The organism is Amycolatopsis orientalis (assembly GCF_000943515.2).
Classification (GTDB): Bacteria; Actinomycetota; Actinomycetes; order Mycobacteriales; family Pseudonocardiaceae; genus Amycolatopsis; species Amycolatopsis orientalis.
The window spans coordinates 8,171,699-8,188,470 of record NZ_CP016174.1 but is presented as its reverse complement, the minus strand read 5'-3'; the positions used below and the strand labels follow the sequence as shown (position 1 = coordinate 8,188,470).

The 16,772-nt window shown below is 69.0% G+C and carries 19 protein-coding genes; 11 read left to right on the top strand and 8 right to left on the bottom strand.

Annotated elements, in window-relative coordinates:
• Window positions 1–3 precede the first annotated feature (3 nt).
• The 4 genes from SD37_RS35455 to SD37_RS35440 are packed head-to-tail and all read left to right on the top strand — an operon-like array spanning window position 4 to window position 4,134.
• Window positions 4–993 (top strand): carbohydrate ABC transporter permease, encoded by a 990-nt coding sequence (locus SD37_RS35455; RefSeq protein WP_044854701.1) that lies wholly within the window; start codon window positions 4–6, stop codon window positions 991–993.
• Window positions 990–1,883, top strand: coding sequence for a carbohydrate ABC transporter permease (locus SD37_RS35450; protein ID WP_037316846.1), 894 nt, complete (start codon window positions 990–992; stop codon window positions 1,881–1,883). Before SD37_RS35455 ends, SD37_RS35450 begins: the two co-directional genes overlap by 4 nt.
• Window positions 1,880–3,145 (top strand): 6-phospho-beta-glucosidase, encoded by a 1,266-nt coding sequence (locus tag SD37_RS35445; RefSeq protein WP_044854702.1) that lies wholly within the window; start codon window positions 1,880–1,882, stop codon window positions 3,143–3,145. Before SD37_RS35450 ends, SD37_RS35445 begins: the two co-directional genes overlap by 4 nt.
• Entirely contained in the window at window positions 3,130–4,134 is a 1,005-nt protein-coding gene (locus SD37_RS35440; RefSeq protein ID WP_083255175.1) for an N-acetylglucosamine kinase, read from the top strand. The genes SD37_RS35445 and SD37_RS35440 overlap by 16 nt, the downstream gene beginning before the upstream one ends.
• A 91-nt stretch (window positions 4,135–4,225) precedes the next feature.
• Here the strand turns inward: SD37_RS35440 and SD37_RS35435 are convergent, their stop codons facing one another.
• The 4 genes from SD37_RS35435 to SD37_RS35420 all read right to left on the bottom strand — a co-directional run bounded on the left by SD37_RS35435 (window position 4,226) and on the right by SD37_RS35420 (window position 7,028).
• Window positions 4,226–4,735, bottom strand: a complete 510-nt coding sequence (locus SD37_RS35435; RefSeq protein ID WP_044854703.1) for an SRPBCC family protein — start codon at window positions 4,733–4,735, stop codon at window positions 4,226–4,228.
• Window positions 4,732–5,058, bottom strand: a complete 327-nt coding sequence (locus tag SD37_RS35430; RefSeq protein ID WP_037316906.1) for an ArsR/SmtB family transcription factor — start codon at window positions 5,056–5,058, stop codon at window positions 4,732–4,734. Before SD37_RS35430 ends, SD37_RS35435 begins: the two co-directional genes overlap by 4 nt.
• Before the next feature lie 111 nt (window positions 5,059–5,169).
• Window positions 5,170–6,537: a GntT/GntP/DsdX family permease gene (locus tag SD37_RS35425; protein WP_044854704.1), complete on the bottom strand. Its 1,368-nt coding sequence runs from the start codon at window positions 6,535–6,537 to the stop codon at window positions 5,170–5,172.
• Window positions 6,534–7,028: a gluconokinase gene (locus tag SD37_RS35420; RefSeq protein WP_044854705.1), complete on the bottom strand. Its 495-nt coding sequence runs from the start codon at window positions 7,026–7,028 to the stop codon at window positions 6,534–6,536. The genes SD37_RS35425 and SD37_RS35420 overlap by 4 nt, the downstream gene beginning before the upstream one ends.
• A 127-nt stretch (window positions 7,029–7,155) precedes the next feature.
• Here SD37_RS35420 and SD37_RS35415 point away from each other — a divergent pair, with 127 nt between their 5' ends.
• Window positions 7,156–7,827, top strand: coding sequence for a FadR/GntR family transcriptional regulator (locus SD37_RS35415; protein WP_044854706.1), 672 nt, complete (start codon window positions 7,156–7,158; stop codon window positions 7,825–7,827).
• Between the two features lie 52 nt (window positions 7,828–7,879).
• Window positions 7,880–8,821 (top strand): cobalamin biosynthesis protein CobD/CbiB, encoded by a 942-nt coding sequence (locus tag SD37_RS35410; protein ID WP_044854780.1) that lies wholly within the window; start codon window positions 7,880–7,882, stop codon window positions 8,819–8,821.
• Window positions 8,822–9,040: 219 nt separating this feature from the next.
• Here SD37_RS35410 and SD37_RS35405 read toward each other — a convergent pair whose 3' ends face one another.
• Genes SD37_RS35405 through SD37_RS35395 form a run of 3 tightly spaced genes read right to left on the bottom strand, consistent with a single transcriptional unit; the run spans window position 9,041 to window position 11,022 of the window.
• Entirely contained in the window at window positions 9,041–9,661 is a 621-nt protein-coding gene (locus SD37_RS35405; RefSeq protein ID WP_044854707.1) for an FMN-binding negative transcriptional regulator, read from the bottom strand.
• 54 nt (window positions 9,662–9,715) lie between these two features.
• The gene (locus SD37_RS35400; protein ID WP_044854708.1) at window positions 9,716–10,537 is read right to left on the bottom strand and encodes an SURF1 family cytochrome oxidase biogenesis protein; all 822 of its coding nucleotides are present in this window, start codon (window positions 10,535–10,537) and stop codon (window positions 9,716–9,718) included.
• A gap of 23 nt (window positions 10,538–10,560) precedes the next feature.
• A complete protein-coding gene (locus tag SD37_RS35395) occupies window positions 10,561–11,022 on the bottom strand; it encodes a low molecular weight protein-tyrosine-phosphatase (protein WP_044854709.1) in 462 nt (153 codons plus the stop codon).
• A gap of 130 nt (window positions 11,023–11,152) precedes the next feature.
• On the opposite strand from SD37_RS35395, the gene SD37_RS35390 reads away from it, so the two are divergent.
• Window positions 11,153–11,473, top strand: coding sequence for a hypothetical protein (locus tag SD37_RS35390; protein WP_044854710.1), 321 nt, complete (start codon window positions 11,153–11,155; stop codon window positions 11,471–11,473).
• Window positions 11,474–11,562: 89 nt separating this feature from the next.
• On the opposite strand, the gene SD37_RS35385 is transcribed toward SD37_RS35390, so the two are convergent.
• Window positions 11,563–12,120: a chorismate mutase gene (locus SD37_RS35385; protein ID WP_044854711.1), complete on the bottom strand. Its 558-nt coding sequence runs from the start codon at window positions 12,118–12,120 to the stop codon at window positions 11,563–11,565.
• A gap of 31 nt (window positions 12,121–12,151) precedes the next feature.
• On the opposite strand from SD37_RS35385, the gene SD37_RS35380 reads away from it, so the two are divergent.
• From SD37_RS35380 to SD37_RS35365, 4 genes are all read left to right on the top strand, one after another.
• Window positions 12,152–12,973, top strand: a complete 822-nt coding sequence (locus SD37_RS35380) for a Nif3-like dinuclear metal center hexameric protein (RefSeq protein WP_044854712.1) — start codon at window positions 12,152–12,154, stop codon at window positions 12,971–12,973.
• Window positions 12,974–12,988: 15 nt separating this feature from the next.
• Entirely contained in the window at window positions 12,989–13,726 is a 738-nt protein-coding gene (locus SD37_RS35375) for a zinc ribbon domain-containing protein (protein WP_044854713.1), read from the top strand.
• On the top strand, window positions 13,723–14,859 hold the full coding sequence (locus SD37_RS35370; RefSeq protein WP_174567878.1) for a bifunctional RNase H/acid phosphatase: 1,137 nt from the start codon (window positions 13,723–13,725) through the stop codon (window positions 14,857–14,859). Before SD37_RS35375 ends, SD37_RS35370 begins: the two co-directional genes overlap by 4 nt.
• Before the next feature lie 112 nt (window positions 14,860–14,971).
• Window positions 14,972–16,711: a hypothetical protein gene (locus SD37_RS35365; protein WP_044854714.1), complete on the top strand. Its 1,740-nt coding sequence runs from the start codon at window positions 14,972–14,974 to the stop codon at window positions 16,709–16,711.
• The last annotated feature ends 61 nt before the right edge of the window (window positions 16,712–16,772 follow it).

The window sequence follows — 16,772 nt, the reverse complement described above, 5'->3', positions numbered from 1 at the left end:
CGCATGACATCGACCCTGGAGTCCAGGGCGGCCGCCTCCCCTTCCGCGTCCACCCGGACGCGGAAGGGGAACGCGGCGCGCCGCCGTCGTACGGTCTTCTACTTCATCGCCCCGGCGATGCTCGGGTTCCTGATCTTCTTCGGGTACCCGCTGATCGCCACGGTGTACTACTCGTTCACCCGCTACGACCTGATCAACGCGCCCGAGTTCATCGGCTTCGACAACTACATCCGCATGTTCACCAGTGAACAACTGGTCGGCACCGCCGCGTACAACACGCTGTGGCTGGTGATCGTGCTGACGTTCTGCCGGGTCGTGTTCTCGCTCGGCGTGGCGTCGATCATCTCGCGGCTGAAATCGGGCATCGGCCTCGTGCGGACGCTCTGCTACCTGCCCTCGCTGGCCCCGCCCGCCGCCGCGACCCTGGCGTTCGTGTTCCTGTTCAACCCGGAATACGGCCCGGTCAACGCTTTCCTGCGGGCGGTCGGCATCGACGGCGGGCTGTGGTTCAACGACCCGGCGATGTCGAAGCCCGCGCTGACCCTGCTGGTGATGTGGGGTTCGGGCGAGCTGATGATCATCATCCTGGCGGCGCTGCTCGACGTGCCGCAGGAACAGTACGAAGCCGCCCAGCTCGACGGTGCCGGGCCGGTCCGCCGGTTCTGGCACGTCACGCTCCCGTCGATCTCGCCGGTGCTGCTGTTCGGTGTCGTCAACTCGATGATCTTCGCGCTGCAGTTCTTCACGCAGGCGATCGTCGCGGGTTCGGCGGCCGCGGGCGCGGCCGACGTCGCGGGCAACACGAGATTCATCGGTGCGCCACAGAACTCGACGCTGACCTATCCGGTCTGGCTGTACGTGCAGGGTTTCCGGTACTTCAACATGGGTTACGCGGCGGCGATGGCGGTCCTGCTGTTCATCGTGTCGGCCGGGTTCACCTGGATTCTCGTGCGGCAGCTCCGCAAGTCCCAGCACCAGGAGGAGGGCGGATGACCACCCTGGCCGAGCCCCGGCACACCGCCCCGGCGTCCGAACCGCCGAAGGTGCGGGTGCGGCGCCAATGGGACAAGAAGCTGTACTGGATCGCGACGCACAGCGTGGGCATCGCGATGGGCGTGATCTTCATGCTGCCCATCCTGTTCGTGTTCCTCACCGCGGTGATGTCCAGCGACCAGGCGCTTTCGTCGAACTTCTGGCCGAAGGAATGGCACTTCGAGAACTTCATCGAGGTGTTCGAAAAGGCGCCGCTGCTGCAGTATTTCGGCAACAGCATGCTGTACTCGACGCTGGCCACCCTCGGGGCGCTCATCTCGGCGATCCCGGCGGCGTACGCGCTTTCGAAGCTGAAGTTCCGTGGGCAGAACCTGTTCTTCATGCTCACCGTGGCCGCGATGATGCTGCCGCCGCAGGTCACCGTCGTGCCGTTGTACGACCTGTGGGTGCGGCTCGGGTTCACCGGGACCCTGGTTCCGCTGATCGTGCCGTACTTCTTCTTCGACGCCTTCTCGATCTTCCTGCTGCGGCAGTTCTTCCTCACCATTCCGAAGGACTACCTCGAAGCGGCGAAGATCGACGGCTGCAACGAGTTCCAGGCGATGCTCAAGGTGCTGATCCCGATGGCGAAGCCGGGGATCGCGGCCACCGCGATGTTCTGCTTCCTGTTCACCTGGAACGACTACTTCGGTCCGCTGCTCTACACCGGTGAGACCCGCGACAGCTGGCCGCTTTCGCTGGCGATCGCGTCCTTCCGCGGGATGCACCACGTGGAATGGAACCTCACCATGGCCGCCACCGCGCTGATCATGCTGCCGGTGATCGTGCTGTTCGTGTTCGCGCAGAAGTCCTTCGTCAAGGGCATCACATTCACAGGGGTCAAGGGATGAAACTGGCAGTCGTCGGTGGAGGATCCACTTACACGCCCGAGCTGATCGACGGGATCGCCGGACGACGGTCCACTTTGGACGTCGACGAGATCGTGCTGATCGATCCGGACGCCTACCGGGTGGAGGCGGTCGGTGACTTCAGCAACCGGTTGCTGGACCACGCCGGGCATCCGGCACGGGTCCGTACCACCTCGAATCTCGAAGAAGGTGTCGAGGGCGCGTCGGCGGTGCTGATCCAGTTGCGGGTCGGCGGGCAGCGCGCGCGGCGCGGGGACGAGACGTTCCCGCACGTCTGCGGCTGTGTCGGGCAGGAGACGACGGGCGCGGGCGGCCTCGCGAAGGCGCTGCGCACCGTGCCGGTGGTGCTCGACATCGCCGACAGGGTCCGGAAAATCGCCGGTGACGACACCTGGATCGTGAACTTCACGAACCCGGTGGGCATCGTCACGCGCGCGCTGCTGAACGAGGGGCACCGCGCGGTCGGGCTGTGCAACGTCGCCATCCATCTCCAGCGGACGTTCGCGCATCTGCTCGGCGCCGGGACCGACGACGTCAAGCTCGTGCACACCGGGCTCAACCACCTGAGCTGGGAACGGAAGGTGCTCGTCAACGGCGAGGACCGGTTGCCGGAACTGCTGGCGGAGCACGCGGAATTCCTCGGCGAGCACGTCACCGCGCCGGTCGAATGGATGCGGCGGATGAACGTCGTGCCGTCGTACTACCTGAAGTACTACTACGGGCACGACGAGCAGGTCGCGAAGCAGCGCACCGAGCGGCCGCGCGCGGACGTCGTCAGCGACGTCGAAGAGGAACTGCTCAAGGTGTACCTCGACCCGGAGGTGGTGACCAAACCGGAACAGCTGGAGAAACGGGGCGGTGCCTACTATTCCGAGGCCGCGGTGCAGCTCGTGCACGCGCTGACCTCGGGTGGTCCCGCCGAAGAGCACGTCGTCAACGTCCGCAACGAAGGCACTTTCGACTTCCTGCCGGACGACGCCGTCATCGAGGTTCCGTCCCTTGTGGACGGTAAGGGACCGAGGCCGATCCCGCAGGAGCCGGTGGAGCAGCGGTTCGCCGGGCTCATCGCCGGGGTGACCTCCTACGAGCACCTCGCGCTGGAGGCGGCGATCAAGGGCGGCCGGGACCGGGTGGCCGACGCGCTGCTCGCGCATCCGCTGGTCGGCCAGTACGCCAAGGCGGATCGGCTCGCGGACGAGCTGGTGCGGGTCAACCGCCGGTTCCTGCCGTGGGCGGGGGCATGACGGCCGGCTCACGGGACGTCGTCGTCGCGATCGACGGTGGCAACAGCAAGACCGACGTCCTGATCGTCTCGCGGGACGGGCGGGTGCTCGGACGGTCGCGGGGACCGGGCGCGTCCCCGCAGAACATCGGCGTCGACGCCAGCGTCCGCGCACTGGAGGAGCTGGTCCTGGAGGCCCTTCGCGGGGCAGGGCTTCCCGACGAACGGCCGTTCGCGGCGCATACGTCGGCCTATCTCGCGGGACTGGATTTCCCGCAGGAGGAGGCGATCCTGCACGCGGCGCTGGCCGCACGCGGCTGGAGCGAAACGCTGATCGTCGGAAACGACACGCTCGCGCTGCTGCGCGCGGGGAGTTCCGACGGGACCGGGGTGGCGGTGGTGTGCGGCGCCGGGATCAACGGCGCCGGCGTCAGCGCCGACGGCCGGGAGCACCGGTTTCCCGCGCTGGGCAAGATCTCCGGCGACTGGGGTGGCGGCTACCGGCTGGGCGAGGAGGCGCTGTGGTGGGCCGTCCGCGCCGAGGACGGCCGTGGGCCCGGTACCGCGCTGCGGACCGCCGTCGCCGCGCATTTCCAGGCGTCGTCGGTGCTGGAGGTGGTGCAGCGCCTGCATTTCGAGGAGCTGCACTCCGACGCGATCCACGGCCTGTGCCCGCTGCTGTTCGCCGTCGCGGCGGGCGGTGACGAGGTGGCGCAGGAGGTGGTCGGCCGGTTCGTCGAGGAGGTGGCCGTGCTGGTCGCGGTCATCCTGCGTCGGCTCGAACTGACCGAGGAGGCGCCCGAGGTCGTCCTCGGCGGCGGAGTGCTGACCGGGGTCGGCGCGCAGGTGATCGCGGAGATCGAGCGGCGGTGCCTGAAGGTGGCGCCGCGTGCCGCGATCCGCGTCGTCGACGTCGCGCCCGTGGTCGGGGCGGCTCTGTTCGCGCTGGACACCATCGGTGCTCCCGATACCGCGAAGGCCGCGCTGAAGGCTGCCACCAGACGGGTCTAGAGCGGGCTGAAGGGGCCCTTCACCGCATGCGATGCGGTGAAGGGCCCCTTCGTCGCGTCTTATGCGGGGAAAGGGCCCTTCAGCTCCCGGCTCAGGAGGCGGTGGGGGCGAGAGGAGCGTCCGTCTCCAGCAGCGACTTGAGGTCCGAGAGGATCCACGCCCAGCCACCACCGGCGTTCTCGCCCGGTCCGGCGTTGATGTTCTCCTGCGAACCGTTGACCAGGGCGGCCGTCGTCGGCGCGTCCGTGACGTCGTGGGTGACGGTCAGCCGGGTGCCCGCGGTCTTCGTCTCTTCGATCTCGTAGGTGAGCTTGGTGTATGGCTCCTTGTCGAAGGCCGGGTCCATCCTCAGCTTCCACGTGATGACCAGCTTGCGCGGTGGGTCGACCTCCAGCACCTCACCGTCGACGAGGTCGTTCGTGAAGCCCGCCTCGACGTAATCCGGCGTGGGGTGGGTGGCGTGCTTGCCGCCCGGCCGCAGGTCGAAGTCGACCAGGCCGGTGTAGCCGTACTTCTGCGACCACTCGGGCTTCGTGATGGCGTCCCAGATCTTCTCCGGGGTGGCCTTGATGTAGACGCGGTAGACCTGGGTGTCGGTCATGAGGGCTCCTCGTTCTCGAGTTCGGCTTTGAGGTCGAGCAACGCGGTCACGTTGCGCTCGGTGAACTTGTCGATCCACCTGTCGTGGATCTGCCGGATCGGAACCGGGTTGAGGAAATGCTTCTTCTCCCGGCCTTCCTTGCGCGTGACGACAAGTCCGGCTTCTTCAAGCAGTTTCAAATGCTTCATCACGCCGAACCGGCTCATGTCCACTTCGGACTCGAGTTCGGTCAGCGTGCGGCCGTCACGCGCGAACAGCTGGTCGAGCAGGAACCTGCGGGTCGGATCCGCCAGGGCCTTGAAAACCAGGTCGTCGTCGGGCACGTCGAAAGAATAGGTGACCAAAAGGTCACGTGTCAACCGGGCTCCGGAAATCCGTGAAGGCCTCCTTGAGGGACCCAGAGTCCCTCAAGGAGGCCTTCACGGAACGTCGGGCTAGAGGAGGGCGCCCAGCGGCAGGATCAGCGCGATCGCGACCACGGAGATGACCGTCTCCATGATCGACCAGCTCTTCAGCGTCTGTCCGACCGAAAGTCCGAAGTACTCCTTCACCAGCCAGAAACCGGCGTCGTTGACATGCGAGAAGAACAGCGACCCGGCACCGATCGCCAGCACCAGCAGCGCACTGTGGGACGGGTCCATGGTCGCCGCGAGCGGGGCCACGATGCCTGCCGCGGACACGGTCGCGACCGTCGCGGAACCGGTGGCGAGCCGGATCGCGACCGCGACCAGCCAGCCGAGCAGCAGCGGCGACAGGTTCGCACCGGTCGCGAGGCTGGTGATGACGTTGCCGACCCCGGCGTCGACGAGGGTCTGCTTGAAGCCGCCGCCCGCGCCGACGATGAGCAGGATCCCCGCGATCGGCGGCAGGGAATCGCCGATGGTGGACGACATCTTGTCGCGGGTGAAGCCCGCCGCGCGGCCGAGGGTGATCATGCCGAGCAGGACGGCGGCGAGCAGGGCCACCAGCGGGTCGCCGATGAAGTCGAGTACGCGGCGGAGGTGGTTTTCCTTGTCCAGCAGGATGTCCGCGAGTGCCTTGCCCATCATCAGTACGACCGGCAGCAGCACTGTCGACAGCGTCGCGAGGAAGCCGGGGCGGCGGCCGTCTCCTGAAGTCGATTCCGGGACGAGCCGTTCCGGCGCGACGGCGTCCGGCACCATCTTCGCGGCCAGCCTGCCGAACAGCGGTCCGGCGATGATCACCGTCGGGATGGCGATGAGCAGGCCGAAGGCCAGGGTGAGGCCGACGTTCGCGTTCAGCGCGCCCGCGGCGGCGAGCGGGCCGGGGTGCGGCGGGACGAGACCGTGCAGCACCGAAAGTCCGGCGAGTGCCGGGATTCCCAGCAACAGCAACGGTTTCCCGGTGCGCTTGGCGACCAGCAGGATCACCGGGATCAGCATGACCAGGCCGATCTCGAAGAACATCGGCAGCCCGATCAGCGCGGCGACGAGCGCCATCGCCCAGGGCAGGGTGCGGTCGCCCGCGCGGCGCAGGATGGTGTCGACGATCTGGTCCGCGCCGCCGGAGTCGGCGAGCAGCTTGCCGAGCATCGCGCCGAGCGCGATGAGCACACCGACCGAGGCGACGGTGGAGCCGACGCCGGAGCTGAAGCTCTTGATCAGCTTGTCCACCGGCATGCCGCCGGCGAGCCCGAGCACGCCCGAGCCGAGGATCAGGGCCAGGAACGGATGCAGTTTCGCCTTGGTGATGAGGACGACGATCACGGCGATGGCGAGCACCGTCGCGCCGATGAGGCGGGTGTCATGTCCGGTCCAGGCGGCGGCGAGGGTGGTGGTCATTTGCGGTCCTCGAGAGCGGAGAGGGCGGAGGCGATGATCTCTTCCGGCGTGTTCGCGATGTCGGCGACGAGACCGGATTCGTCCGGCCGCAACTGTTCGAGGTCGGCCAGCTGACTGTCCAAAAGGGACACCGGCATGAAATGGCCGGAGCGGGTCTTCATCCGGTCGGCGAGCAGGGCGCGGTCGCCGTGCAGGTGCAGGAACCAGACGTCGCCGCCGCCGCGCAGGACGTCGCGGTAGCGGTACTTGAGCGCGGAGGAGGTCACGACGCCGCCGGATGACTGGTGGTCGGAGATCCAGGCGGCGATGGCTTCGAGCCAGGGTTGCCGGTCTTCGTCGTTCAGCGGGTGGCCGGAACTCATCTTGTCGATGTTCGCCTTCGGATGGAACGTGTCCGCTTCGGCGTAGTCGACGCCGAGGCGTTCGGCGAGTGCCGTGCCCACGGTCGTCTTGCCCGAGCCGGAAACGCCCATCACCACGATGACGGTCATCCGTACCTCCCACGTCGTTGTAGCCGGGACGAGTACAACTCAAAAGTACTACTTAAGCAATATGAAGTACTACTTAATCGAATCAGAACGCTAGGGTCACCAGGTGGGCAATGACAGGCATGCCGAAATGCTCGACGCGCTCGGCGCCGCGATCGCGAACGGGGAGTTCGCGCCGGGTTCGGTGCTGCGGTCCGAGGAGCTGCAGGAGCGCTTCGGCGCGTCGCGCACCGTGGCGCGCGAGGTCGTCCGCGTACTGGAGACGATGTGCTTGACCAGCAGCAAGCGCCGGGTCGGGGTGATCGTGCGCGACCCGGGGGAATGGAACCACTACGACCCGCGGCTCATCCGCTGGCAGCTCGACGGCACCGAACGGAAGACCGCGCTGCGCACGCTGACCGAGCTGCGTTCCGCCGTCGAGCCGAGTGCGGCCCGGTTCGCCGCGCTGCGGGCGACCCCGGAAGAGGGTGGCCGCCTGCGCGCGCTGGCCAAGCGGCTGGAGGAGACGGCGCACCAACGGGATCTGGTGACCTTCCTCGGCCACGACGTCGCTTTCCATGACCTGCTGCTCTCCTCGTCGCGGAATCCGATGTTCGCGCAGCTTTCCGCGGTCGTCGCCGAAGTGCTCGCCGGGCGCACCGGGCACGGGCTGATGCCGGAGGAACCACAGCCCGAGGCCGTCGCACTGCACGTCGAGGTCGCGGCCGCCGTCGACGCCGGTGACCCTGACCGGGCCGAACGCGCCATGCGGGACATCGTCAGCCAGGCGCGCGACGAGATGGCCGTCCTCCTGGACGGATGATCTTCGAGTAATCTCTGCAGGTCTTCGAGGGAACTGCATGCAGGGGGCGACGGTGAGCGCGGCACGCGCGATCGGTTTGGTGTTGGGGGTGGCGGCCGACGGGGCGATCGGGGATCCCCGGTCCCGGCGCCCGGTGACGGCGTTCGCCAGGGCGGCCGCCGCGGTGGACGCGAAGGTCCGGTCGAAGCATCCGGCGGCGGGCGTGCTCTGGACCGGTGGTCTCGCGGGCTCCGCCGTGCTGGCCGGCGTCCTCGCCGAACGCGCCGGACGGCGAAGCCCCGTCCTGCAGGCGACCACGACCGCCGTGACCACCTGGGCCGTTCTCGGCGCCGCCGGTCTCGCCGCGCACGGCACGTCGCTGGCGCGAGATCTCGAAGAGGGCGAACTCGAAACCGCGCGCACCACACTGTCCACACTGGACCCCCGCGTCGCCGACAGCCTCGGCGTCATCGGCCTTTCGCGCGCTTCGGTGGAGACGCTCGCCGAGAACACCGCGAACGTCGTCGTCGCGCCGCTGGTGTGGGGTGCGCTGGCGGGCGCGCCCGGTCTGCTCGGCTCGCGCGCGATCAGCCTGCTGCGCGGTCTGGGCCGGGGCCGTCCCGAGCGGTACCGGTGGTTCGTCGCCCGGTTGGATGAAATCGTCCATCTCGTGCCCACCCGGGTCGCGGCCGGGCTGACCGTGCTCGCGGCGCCGGTCGTCGGCGGCTCGGCGGGCGGCGCGTGGCGGGCATGGCGGCGGGACACGACCGCGCATCCGAGCCCGAACGCGGGCCGCGTCGAGGCCGCGTTCGCCGGGGCGCTGGAGATCCGGGTCGGCGGGCGGACGGTGTACCCGCACGGGGTCGAGGAACTGCCGGTGCTCGGCATCGGCCGCAACCCGGACGCCGGGCACGTGACGCGGGCCGTGGAGCTTTCGCGGGTGGTGGGGTGGCTGGGCGCGCTCAGCTCGGTGGCGCTGGCCGCTCTCGTCGGCCTTTGGCGGCGGCGCCGGTAGCACCCGCCTGCTCCTGCGGAAGGAGAGCGGGGGACCTTTGCTGTCGCTGGGCAGACGCGAGACCGCCGCGGTGATGGTGCCCGTTGCCGACCGTGTGGATTTTGGGACGTCAGATGTCCCAAAATCCACACGGTCACCGCGAAGGCCCGGCCGCGGAAGCAAGGGACCTTTGCTCTCGCCTGGCCCGTTGACCTGCGGAAAGAGAGCGGGGGACCCTTGCTATCGCTCCCGCCGGGCCAGCTGAGCCCGTGCCCACGCGTCCAGCGGACCGCCGCGCCGCTCCAGTTCCGCGTCGATCCGGGCCCGGTCGGCGGGCTGCTTGTTCCCGCCGAACTTGAACTTCGCCCGCACCCCGGTCACGGTCAGCTCGACCCCGCGGATGCCGGGGAGCAGCCGCTTGTCGGGAGCCTCGGTGGCGCTCACGGCGACACGGTCACCGGAAGGCTCGAAGTGCGCGAGCTGCCGGTCCAGCAGCGCCGCCTTCTCCTCGGCGCCGTCGACCAGCCGGACGTCGCATTCGAGCTGGACGGACGCGTAGTACGACGTCGGGACGCCGTGCGGCGGGTCGGCCGGTGTGTTCCAGTCGGAGCGGATGTAGGTGTGGTCGCCGCTCACCGACAGCAGCGCGCGCGGGTGCTCCTCCAGGAGCGGCCAGACCGGATTGGGGCGCGCGAGGTGCAGCAGGACCGTGCGGGCGCCGTCGTAGACGAAGTGCACCGGGTTGACGATCGGCAGGTCACGGCCCTTGCCTCCGGCGATCAGCTGGCCGAAGTCGTGTCCGGAAAGCCACTCCCGCCATTCGGCGTTGTCGTGGGCGGAGTCCCACGGGTGAATCAGCATGATCGAGTATGAGCACGCGGAATGGCCCTATAAAAGGTCCAGTTTCGCGTCAGATCAGGTGGCCACTTCAGAGCGTTCGTCCTCGGCCAGCAGCTCCGCGACGCTCTTGCGGCGCTGAGGCCGTTCCGTGGTCAGCGCGCCGCCCGGCTTCAGCTCGCGGACGGTGAAGTACAGCCAGCCGAGCAGCGCCATCGCCCCGAACGCGATCCACTGGAGCGCGTAGGAGAAGAACGGTCCCGCGTCGGTCTGCGGCAGCGGCAGCGCGCCCAGCACGCCGGGCTGGTTCACGTCGAGCTGGAAATACCCCGGCCGGATGTCCAGCTTCGCGGCCCGCGCGACGACCTGGGAATCGACGACGTAGCTCTGCGGCTTCCCGCCGGTCGACTCGTCGGCGAAGGCGTCGCGGTTCTTCCCGTCCCTCTCGTCGTGACGTGCCCGCGTGATGATGTCGACGACCCCGGTGGGCGGCGGGGCGAAGGGCAGGGCGCGCGACTTCGCGTCGAGCCGCACGTACCCGCGGTCCACCAGCACCACGGTGCCCTCGACGGTCCGGAACGGTGTCAGGACCTCGAAGGCCGCTTCGCCCTGTACGGAGCGCAGACGGGCCACGACCTCGCCCTCGGGAAGGTACGTGCCCTTCATCGCGACCAGATGCCATTCGGTGCGCTGATCAGGGGCGGCACCGCCGGGAAGCAGTTCCTCCAGCGACTTCGGCTGCCCGGTGAACGACTCCCGCAACGCCGCGTTCTGATGCTCGCGTTCGGTGTTGCGGGAGAACTGCCACGGCGCCAGCAGGGTGAAGCAGCAGACGGCGAAGGTGAACACCACCAACGTCAACGCCAGCCAGCCGGGCCGTAGCAGGAACTTCAACCGCACCCCACCACGGTAAGCGGTCCGCTTCAGGCGTGTGCGCGCACCCAGTCGAGCAGGCCCGGAACGGTCCGCTCGATCATGCCGAGGACGTCCTCGAAACCGTCGTCCTCGCCGTAGTACGGGTCCGGGACCTCGGCACCTTCTGGCGCGGACGGATCGAACTCCCGCAGCAAGCGGACCTTCGCCGGGTCGGCCACCTTGCGCCGGAGGAAGGACAGGTGGCTCTCGTCCGCGGCGAGCAGCAGGTCGGCGGCGAGATGCCCGCGGTCGACCTCGGCGGCGACGTGGCCGGTCGGGTAACCGTGTTCCGCCAGCTTCGCGCGGGCCCGCTTGTCCGCGGCCTCCCCGACATGCCAGCCGCCGGTGCCCGCACTGGACACCTGGACGAGGTGGTCGAGACCGGCTTCCTCGGCCTTCGCGCGGAAGACGAGTTCGGCCATCGGTGAGCGGCAGATGTTGCCGGAGCAGACGAAGACGATGTGCAGCACCTGATCAGTGTGAACGCAGAGCGAGATCGACCGCTCACCGGCTCCGAACGGCTACCGGGCGCGCGAAGCTGGAAAGCCGGGGCGAAGCGGGAGTAGACCTCCTGGAGAGAAACACGCAGGAAGGTCGCGTATGAGCGCACCAACACCCACCGTCGAATCCCCGGCAACCGGGCTTCGCTGGTACCGCATCACCGTCAAGCATCCGCACCCCTACGAGGTCGGGCGGATCCTGTCGGAGCACCACTTCGTCCAGGCGAGATCGCCGAAAGAGGCGCTGACCAGGATGCCGTTGCACCTCCGGTCGAACGCGTCCGTCGCGCCGTATCAGGTCGACCACCCCGACGTCCCCGAGCACGCGACGAAGGCGTACCGGGCGATGATGTGGACGGGCCGGGTCATGCGCGCGGCAGGTCGCTGGGCGGTCAACAAGGACGCGAAGGCGCTGGACTGACCCGGGAGCGATAGCAAAGGTCCCTTGCTCTCTTTCCGCAGGTCAGCGGGTCAGTCGATAGCAAAGGTCCCTTGCTCCCGGGACCGAGGTCACGGCCGCGAGCAGGCCGACCGCACGGCTTCGCCGAGCGCGGCCGAATGCAGCCGGTCCAGCTCGCGCCGCGCGTCCACCAGCCGCACCGCGACCCCGAGCCGCACCTCGCAGGACCGTCGCGCCCGCGCGTCCCGCGTCTGGGCGAGTTCCGCCAGCAGGCCCGCGTTGAGCCGGTCGATCACCGGCCGGACCTCGGTCGCCAGATCGGGCCGTTCGGGCGGCCGCGAGCCGGGGTCCTCGGTCCACCGCGCGTACAGGCCGCGCTGCACGAGCTTGTTCGCCTCGATCTGGTCTCGGAAGAACCGCACCGCGTCGCCCGCGTCGAGACCGAGGCCGGGCGCCTTCGCCGCCACCGAGTCGAGGATCTGCTGTTCGCGCGCCGGGTCGTCGATCGGTGACGGCGTGCCGAACTTCGCTGCCGCGACCTTGTCGGCGATCTCCACGCGCTGAGCGGCCAGGTCGGTCAGCGTCCAGAAACCGGATGACGCCGAGGCGGGGGCGGGCATCGCCAGCGGTCCGGCCACGAGCAGCGCGCAGAGCACCCGAAGTCGCATGCCCGGAAACGCTACATGCGAAAATCCCCGGGTGCCCGCGTTAGCCGAAGTCATCGCCGCCCTGGAGCAGGCGTACCCGCCCGAACTCGCCGAATCGTGGGACGCCGTCGGACTCGTCTGCGGCGACCCGGCCGAGAATGTGGACAAGGTCCTGTTCTGCGTCGATCCGGTCGAAGAGACCGTCGACGAGGCGATCGACGGCGGCGCTCAGCTGATCGTCGCGCATCACCCGTTGCTGCTGCGCGGCGTCCACGGCGTGCCGGCCGACAGCACCAAGGGGCGCCTCGTGCACCGGCTGATCCGCGCCGGCGTCGCCCTCTACTGCGCGCACACCAACGCCGATTCCGCGTCGCCCGGCGTCTCCGACGCGCTCGCCGAGGCCATCGGCCTGACCGTCCTCGGCCCGCTCGACCCTCGCGAGGACGGCGTCACCGGCATCGGCCGCATCGGCGAACTGCCCGCGCCGGAACCGTTCTCCGCCTTCGTCGAACGCGTCGCGAACGCCTTGCCGCGTACGGAACCCGGCGTCTACGGCGCGGGCGATCCCGGTCGCCCGATCCGCCGCGTCGCCGTTTCCGGCGGGTCCGGCGACAGTTATCTCAAGCGTGCCACCGCCGCCGGAGTCGACGCGTACGTCACCGCCGATCTCCGGCATCATCCGGCGGGCGAGCACCTCGCCGACATCGCCGAAGTCCCCGCCCTGGTCGGCGTCACGCACTGGGCGAGCGAATGGCCGTGGTGTGAGCAAGCCTCGGCCGTCGTCCGCGCCGCGTTTGCGGGTAACGTCGACCTTCACGTCTCCACGAGGTGCACCGACCCGTGGACGCTACGGGCCACCCGAACCGAGCACTAAGAATCAAGGAGCACCGTGAAGGCTGACCCCGCCATCCAGCGCCAGCTGCTCGAACTCGCGAAGGTGGACGCCGAACTTTCGCGTACCGCCCACCGCCGCCGCACCCTCCCCGAAATCGCCGAGATCGACGCGGGTGAGAAGACCGTCCGCGAACGACGTGACGCGCTGGTCTCGGTCCAGACCGCGGCGTCCGACCTCGACCGCGAGATCGCCCGGCAGGAGAAGGAGATCGAGTCGGTGCGCGCCCGCGGGGACCGCGACCGCAAGCTGCTCGAATCCGGTTCCGTCGCGGCGAAGCAGATGGCCGACATCGAGCACGAGCTGAACAGCCTCACCCGGCGTCAGTCCGCGCTCGAAGACGACCTGCTCGAACTGATGGAACGCCGCGAGGCGCTCGAACTCGACGCCCAGCGCACCAGCGCCGAGGTCGCCAAGGCCGAGAACGAGGTCGCCGAGGCCATCCGCCGCCGCGACGAGCAGTTCGCCGACTTCGACACCACGCAGGCGCGCCGCGACGAAGACCGCGCCAAGCTCCTGCCGCGCTTCCCGGCCGACCTCATCAAGCTCTACGAACGCGTCCGGGCGCAGAAGGGCATCGGCGCGGCGCTGCTGCGGGCCCGCCGTTGCGGTGCCTGCCAGCTGGACATCGATCGCCGCGAGATCGCCGAGATCAAGGCCGCCCCCGAGGACAACGTCATCCAGTGCGAGAACTGCGGCGCCATCCTGGTGCGCACATTGGAGTCCGGCCTGTGACCGACCACGTGCTCGTCGAGGCCGACGGCGGTTCGCGGGGCAACCCCGGGCCCGCCGGCTACGGCGCCGTCGTCAAGGACGCGGACACCGGTGCGGTGCTCGCCGAGCGCAAGGCCTACGTCGGCATCGCGACCAACAACGTCGCCGAATACTCCGGCCTGATCGCCGGACTCGCCGCGGCCGCCGAACTCGGAGCGTCCACAGTGGACGTCCGGATGGACTCGAAGCTCGTGGTGGAGCAGATGTCCGGGCGCTGGAAGGTCAAGCACCCGTCGATGCAGCCGCTGAACGCCGAGGCCAAGGAACTGGCGGCGCGGTTCTCGCGGGTGCGCTACGAGTGGATTCCGCGCGCGGAGAACTCGCACGCCGACGGGCTCGCGAACGAGGCGATGGATGCCGGGCGTGACAGCGCCAAGACCGTGCCGCAGGCGGAAGCGCCGAAGCCGGTGAAGCCGGTGAAGCAGGACAGGACCAGCCCGGTCGGCTGGACCGGCGCCACCGGGACGCCCACCAAACTGCTCCTCGTACGGCACGGCCAGACGGCGATGTCGGTCGAGAAGCGCTACTCCGGCCGCGGCGACGTGCCGCTCACCGAGCACGGCAAGCAGCAGGCGGCCGCCGCCGCGAAACGGCTCGGCGCGATGGAAGGCCTGGTCGTCGACGGTGAAGCCGTGCCGATCATCGCCTCGCCGCTGATCCGCACCCAGCAGACCGCGCAGGCGATCGCGGACGCGCTCGGCGGCCGGGTCGAGACGCACCCCGGGCTGATCGAGACCGACTTCGGCGACTGGGAGGGCCTCACCTTCAAGGAGGCCATGGACCGCGACCCCGAATTCCAGACCGCCTGGCTTTCCGACACCTCGATCCCCGCGCCGGGCGGGGAGAGCTTCGACGGCGTCCACCGCCGGGTCCGCAAGGCCCGCGACGAGCTGCTCGCGAAGTACGGCGGGCGGACGCTCGTGCTGGTCAGCCATGTCACGCCGATCAAGGCGCTGCTGCGGATGGGCCTCGACGCCGGGCCGTCGCTGCTGTTCCGCCTGCACCTGGATCTGGCTTCGCTGTCGATCGTCGAGTTCTATCCGGACGGCAACGCGTCGGTCCGGCTGGTGAACGACATCTCGCATCTGTCCTAGCGCGGAGAATGTGGCGCGGATCACGCCTGGATATGACGTGTCGCGGGCGGCCGATGGGGTATTGGCTACAGTCTCGGCAACGGCACGTGAGCGAAAAGGCAAAGACGGGGACATGACGGCGAGCGCACTCAGCGAAGCTTCCGAAAAAGACGTGCCCGAACCGGCGAAGACGCCGGCCTCTCGTGGTGCGGCCGCCCGGATCGCGCCCTACCTGGCGATTCTCGCCGGAGTCGCGGCGCTCGCCTGGCACGCGACCCTCTATGGCCACTGGATCGTCGACGACGCGGCCATCACCTTCTCCTACGCGCGCAGCTTCGCCGACGGCCTCGGCCCGGTGCTGCAGCCGGGGCAGCCGTCGGTCGAGGGCTGGTCGAACTCGACCTGGCTGGTGCTGCTGGCACTCGGCAAGCTCGTCGGCGTCTTCGACAGCGGCATGCTGTTCGGCCTGCCCGACTACGTGCTGTTCCCCAAGCTGCTCGGTCTCCTGTTCACCGCCGGGACGCTGGCGGCGTGCCACGTCGCGGCGAAGCAGGTCTTCGAGCGTTTCGCCTGGTTGGCCACGCTGGTAGTCGGGCTGACGCTCGCCGCGATCCCGTCCTTCGTCATCTGGACCATCTCCGGACTGGAGAACTCCCTGTTCGGGATGGCGGTCGCCTGGCTCGCCGTGCTGCTGTTCGTCGCCGTGCGCAAGGACACCGTGCTCACCGCGAAGGTCGCCATCTGGTCCGGGGTGCTGGTCGCGTTCGCCGCGCTGACTCGTCCCGAAGGCCTCATCTACGGCGGCGCGTACCCGCTGGTCGTGCTGTTCCAGCTGCGTAAGCCGCTGCTGGGGCGGAGTGTCAAGTTCATCGTGGTGTCGGTGGTCGCGTTCGCGATCCCGTTCGGCGCGTACCTCGCCTGGCGGATCGCGGAGTTCGGCAGGCTGCTGGCGAACCCGTCGATCGCGAAGGGGCAGGGCCTGCCCGGCCTTTCGGCACTGAAGCAGCCGTTCGAACTGGTCGGCTACGCGGGCGTCGCCGGGACGATCCTGCTGGCGCTGACCATCGGCTACGCGGTGGTCCGCGCGGAATGGCGCCGCAGCCTGATCGCGCTGCTGGTGCCGCTGGCGCTGGGCATCGTCGCGTACGGCGTGATGGTCCCGGACTGGATGGGCCAGCACCGGTTCGCCACCCCGATCTGGATCCTCGCCGTGCTGGCGGGAACGCTGGCGGCGGGCGAACTGCTGCGCCGTTCGCGGGCCGTCCTGCGGAGCGTCGTGGTGCTGGTGCTGGTCGCGGCCGCGATCCCGTCCGGGATGGGTTTCGCGTCGGCGTCGGAGAAGTTCCAAGAGGTCCCGACGGTGCCCGCGTGCCTCATCGCCGACCGCTTCGGCCGCGGCTTCAACACCATGGCCGACATCCTCGGCCTCCAGCAGGCTTCACTGCTGCTGCCCGACCTCGGCGGTTCGTCGATGACCAGCCGCCTGCACCTGGTCGACATGGCCGGACTCGTCGAGGCCGACGTCGCGGACTTCGTCAAGAACGGCGACATGCCGGGCCTGCGCGACTACGTCTTCGAGACGGTCAAGCCGACCTTCATCCACTCGTGGGGCCCGTGGGCGGCGGGGAACGGCATCACCGTCGACCCGCGGATCGACCGTGACTACGAGCCGATCTTCGTGTATCCCGGCACCGGCCCGCGCAACGGTGACTTCGTGCGCAAGGACGCCATCTCCAGCCCGGAGAAGCTGAAGGCGGTCCAGGACTACGCCGCGAAGACCCTTCCGGACGTCGAGAAGGCGCGCTTCGGCGGCCCGCTCAAGGACTGCGGCCCGACCATGCACCCCGGCGAGACCGTCTACCTGCCTCAGTAGCCTCGTGAGTGGTAATGACGGTTAGAACCGTCATTACCACTCACGAGACCTGCGTCGCTTT

Excerpts from the sequence above, each read along its gene's own strand:
- SD37_RS35435 (WP_044854703.1), bottom strand. The coding sequence starts at position 4,735 with ATGACCGACACCCAGGTCTACCGCGTCTACATCAAGGCCACCCCGGAG.
- SD37_RS35415 (WP_044854706.1), top strand. The coding sequence starts at position 7,156 with ATGCTCGACGCGCTCGGCGCCGCGATCGCGAACGGGGAGTTCGCGCCG.
- SD37_RS35365 (WP_044854714.1), top strand. The coding sequence starts at position 14,972 with ATGACGGCGAGCGCACTCAGCGAAGCTTCCGAAAAAGACGTGCCCGAA.
- SD37_RS35385 (WP_044854711.1), bottom strand. The coding sequence starts at position 12,120 with ATGCGACTTCGGGTGCTCTGCGCGCTGCTCGTGGCCGGACCGCTGGCG.
- SD37_RS35450 (WP_037316846.1), top strand. The coding sequence starts at position 990 with ATGACCACCCTGGCCGAGCCCCGGCACACCGCCCCGGCGTCCGAACCG.
- SD37_RS35405 (WP_044854707.1), bottom strand. The coding sequence starts at position 9,661 with ATGCTGATTCACCCGTGGGACTCCGCCCACGACAACGCCGAATGGCGG.
- SD37_RS35390 (WP_044854710.1), top strand. The coding sequence starts at position 11,153 with ATGAGCGCACCAACACCCACCGTCGAATCCCCGGCAACCGGGCTTCGC.
- SD37_RS35420 (WP_044854705.1), bottom strand. The coding sequence starts at position 7,028 with ATGACCGTCATCGTGGTGATGGGCGTTTCCGGCTCGGGCAAGACGACC.
- SD37_RS35455 (WP_044854701.1), top strand. The coding sequence starts at position 4 with ATGACATCGACCCTGGAGTCCAGGGCGGCCGCCTCCCCTTCCGCGTCC.
- SD37_RS35425 (WP_044854704.1), bottom strand. The coding sequence starts at position 6,537 with ATGACCACCACCCTCGCCGCCGCCTGGACCGGACATGACACCCGCCTC.
- SD37_RS35445 (WP_044854702.1), top strand. The coding sequence starts at position 1,880 with ATGAAACTGGCAGTCGTCGGTGGAGGATCCACTTACACGCCCGAGCTG.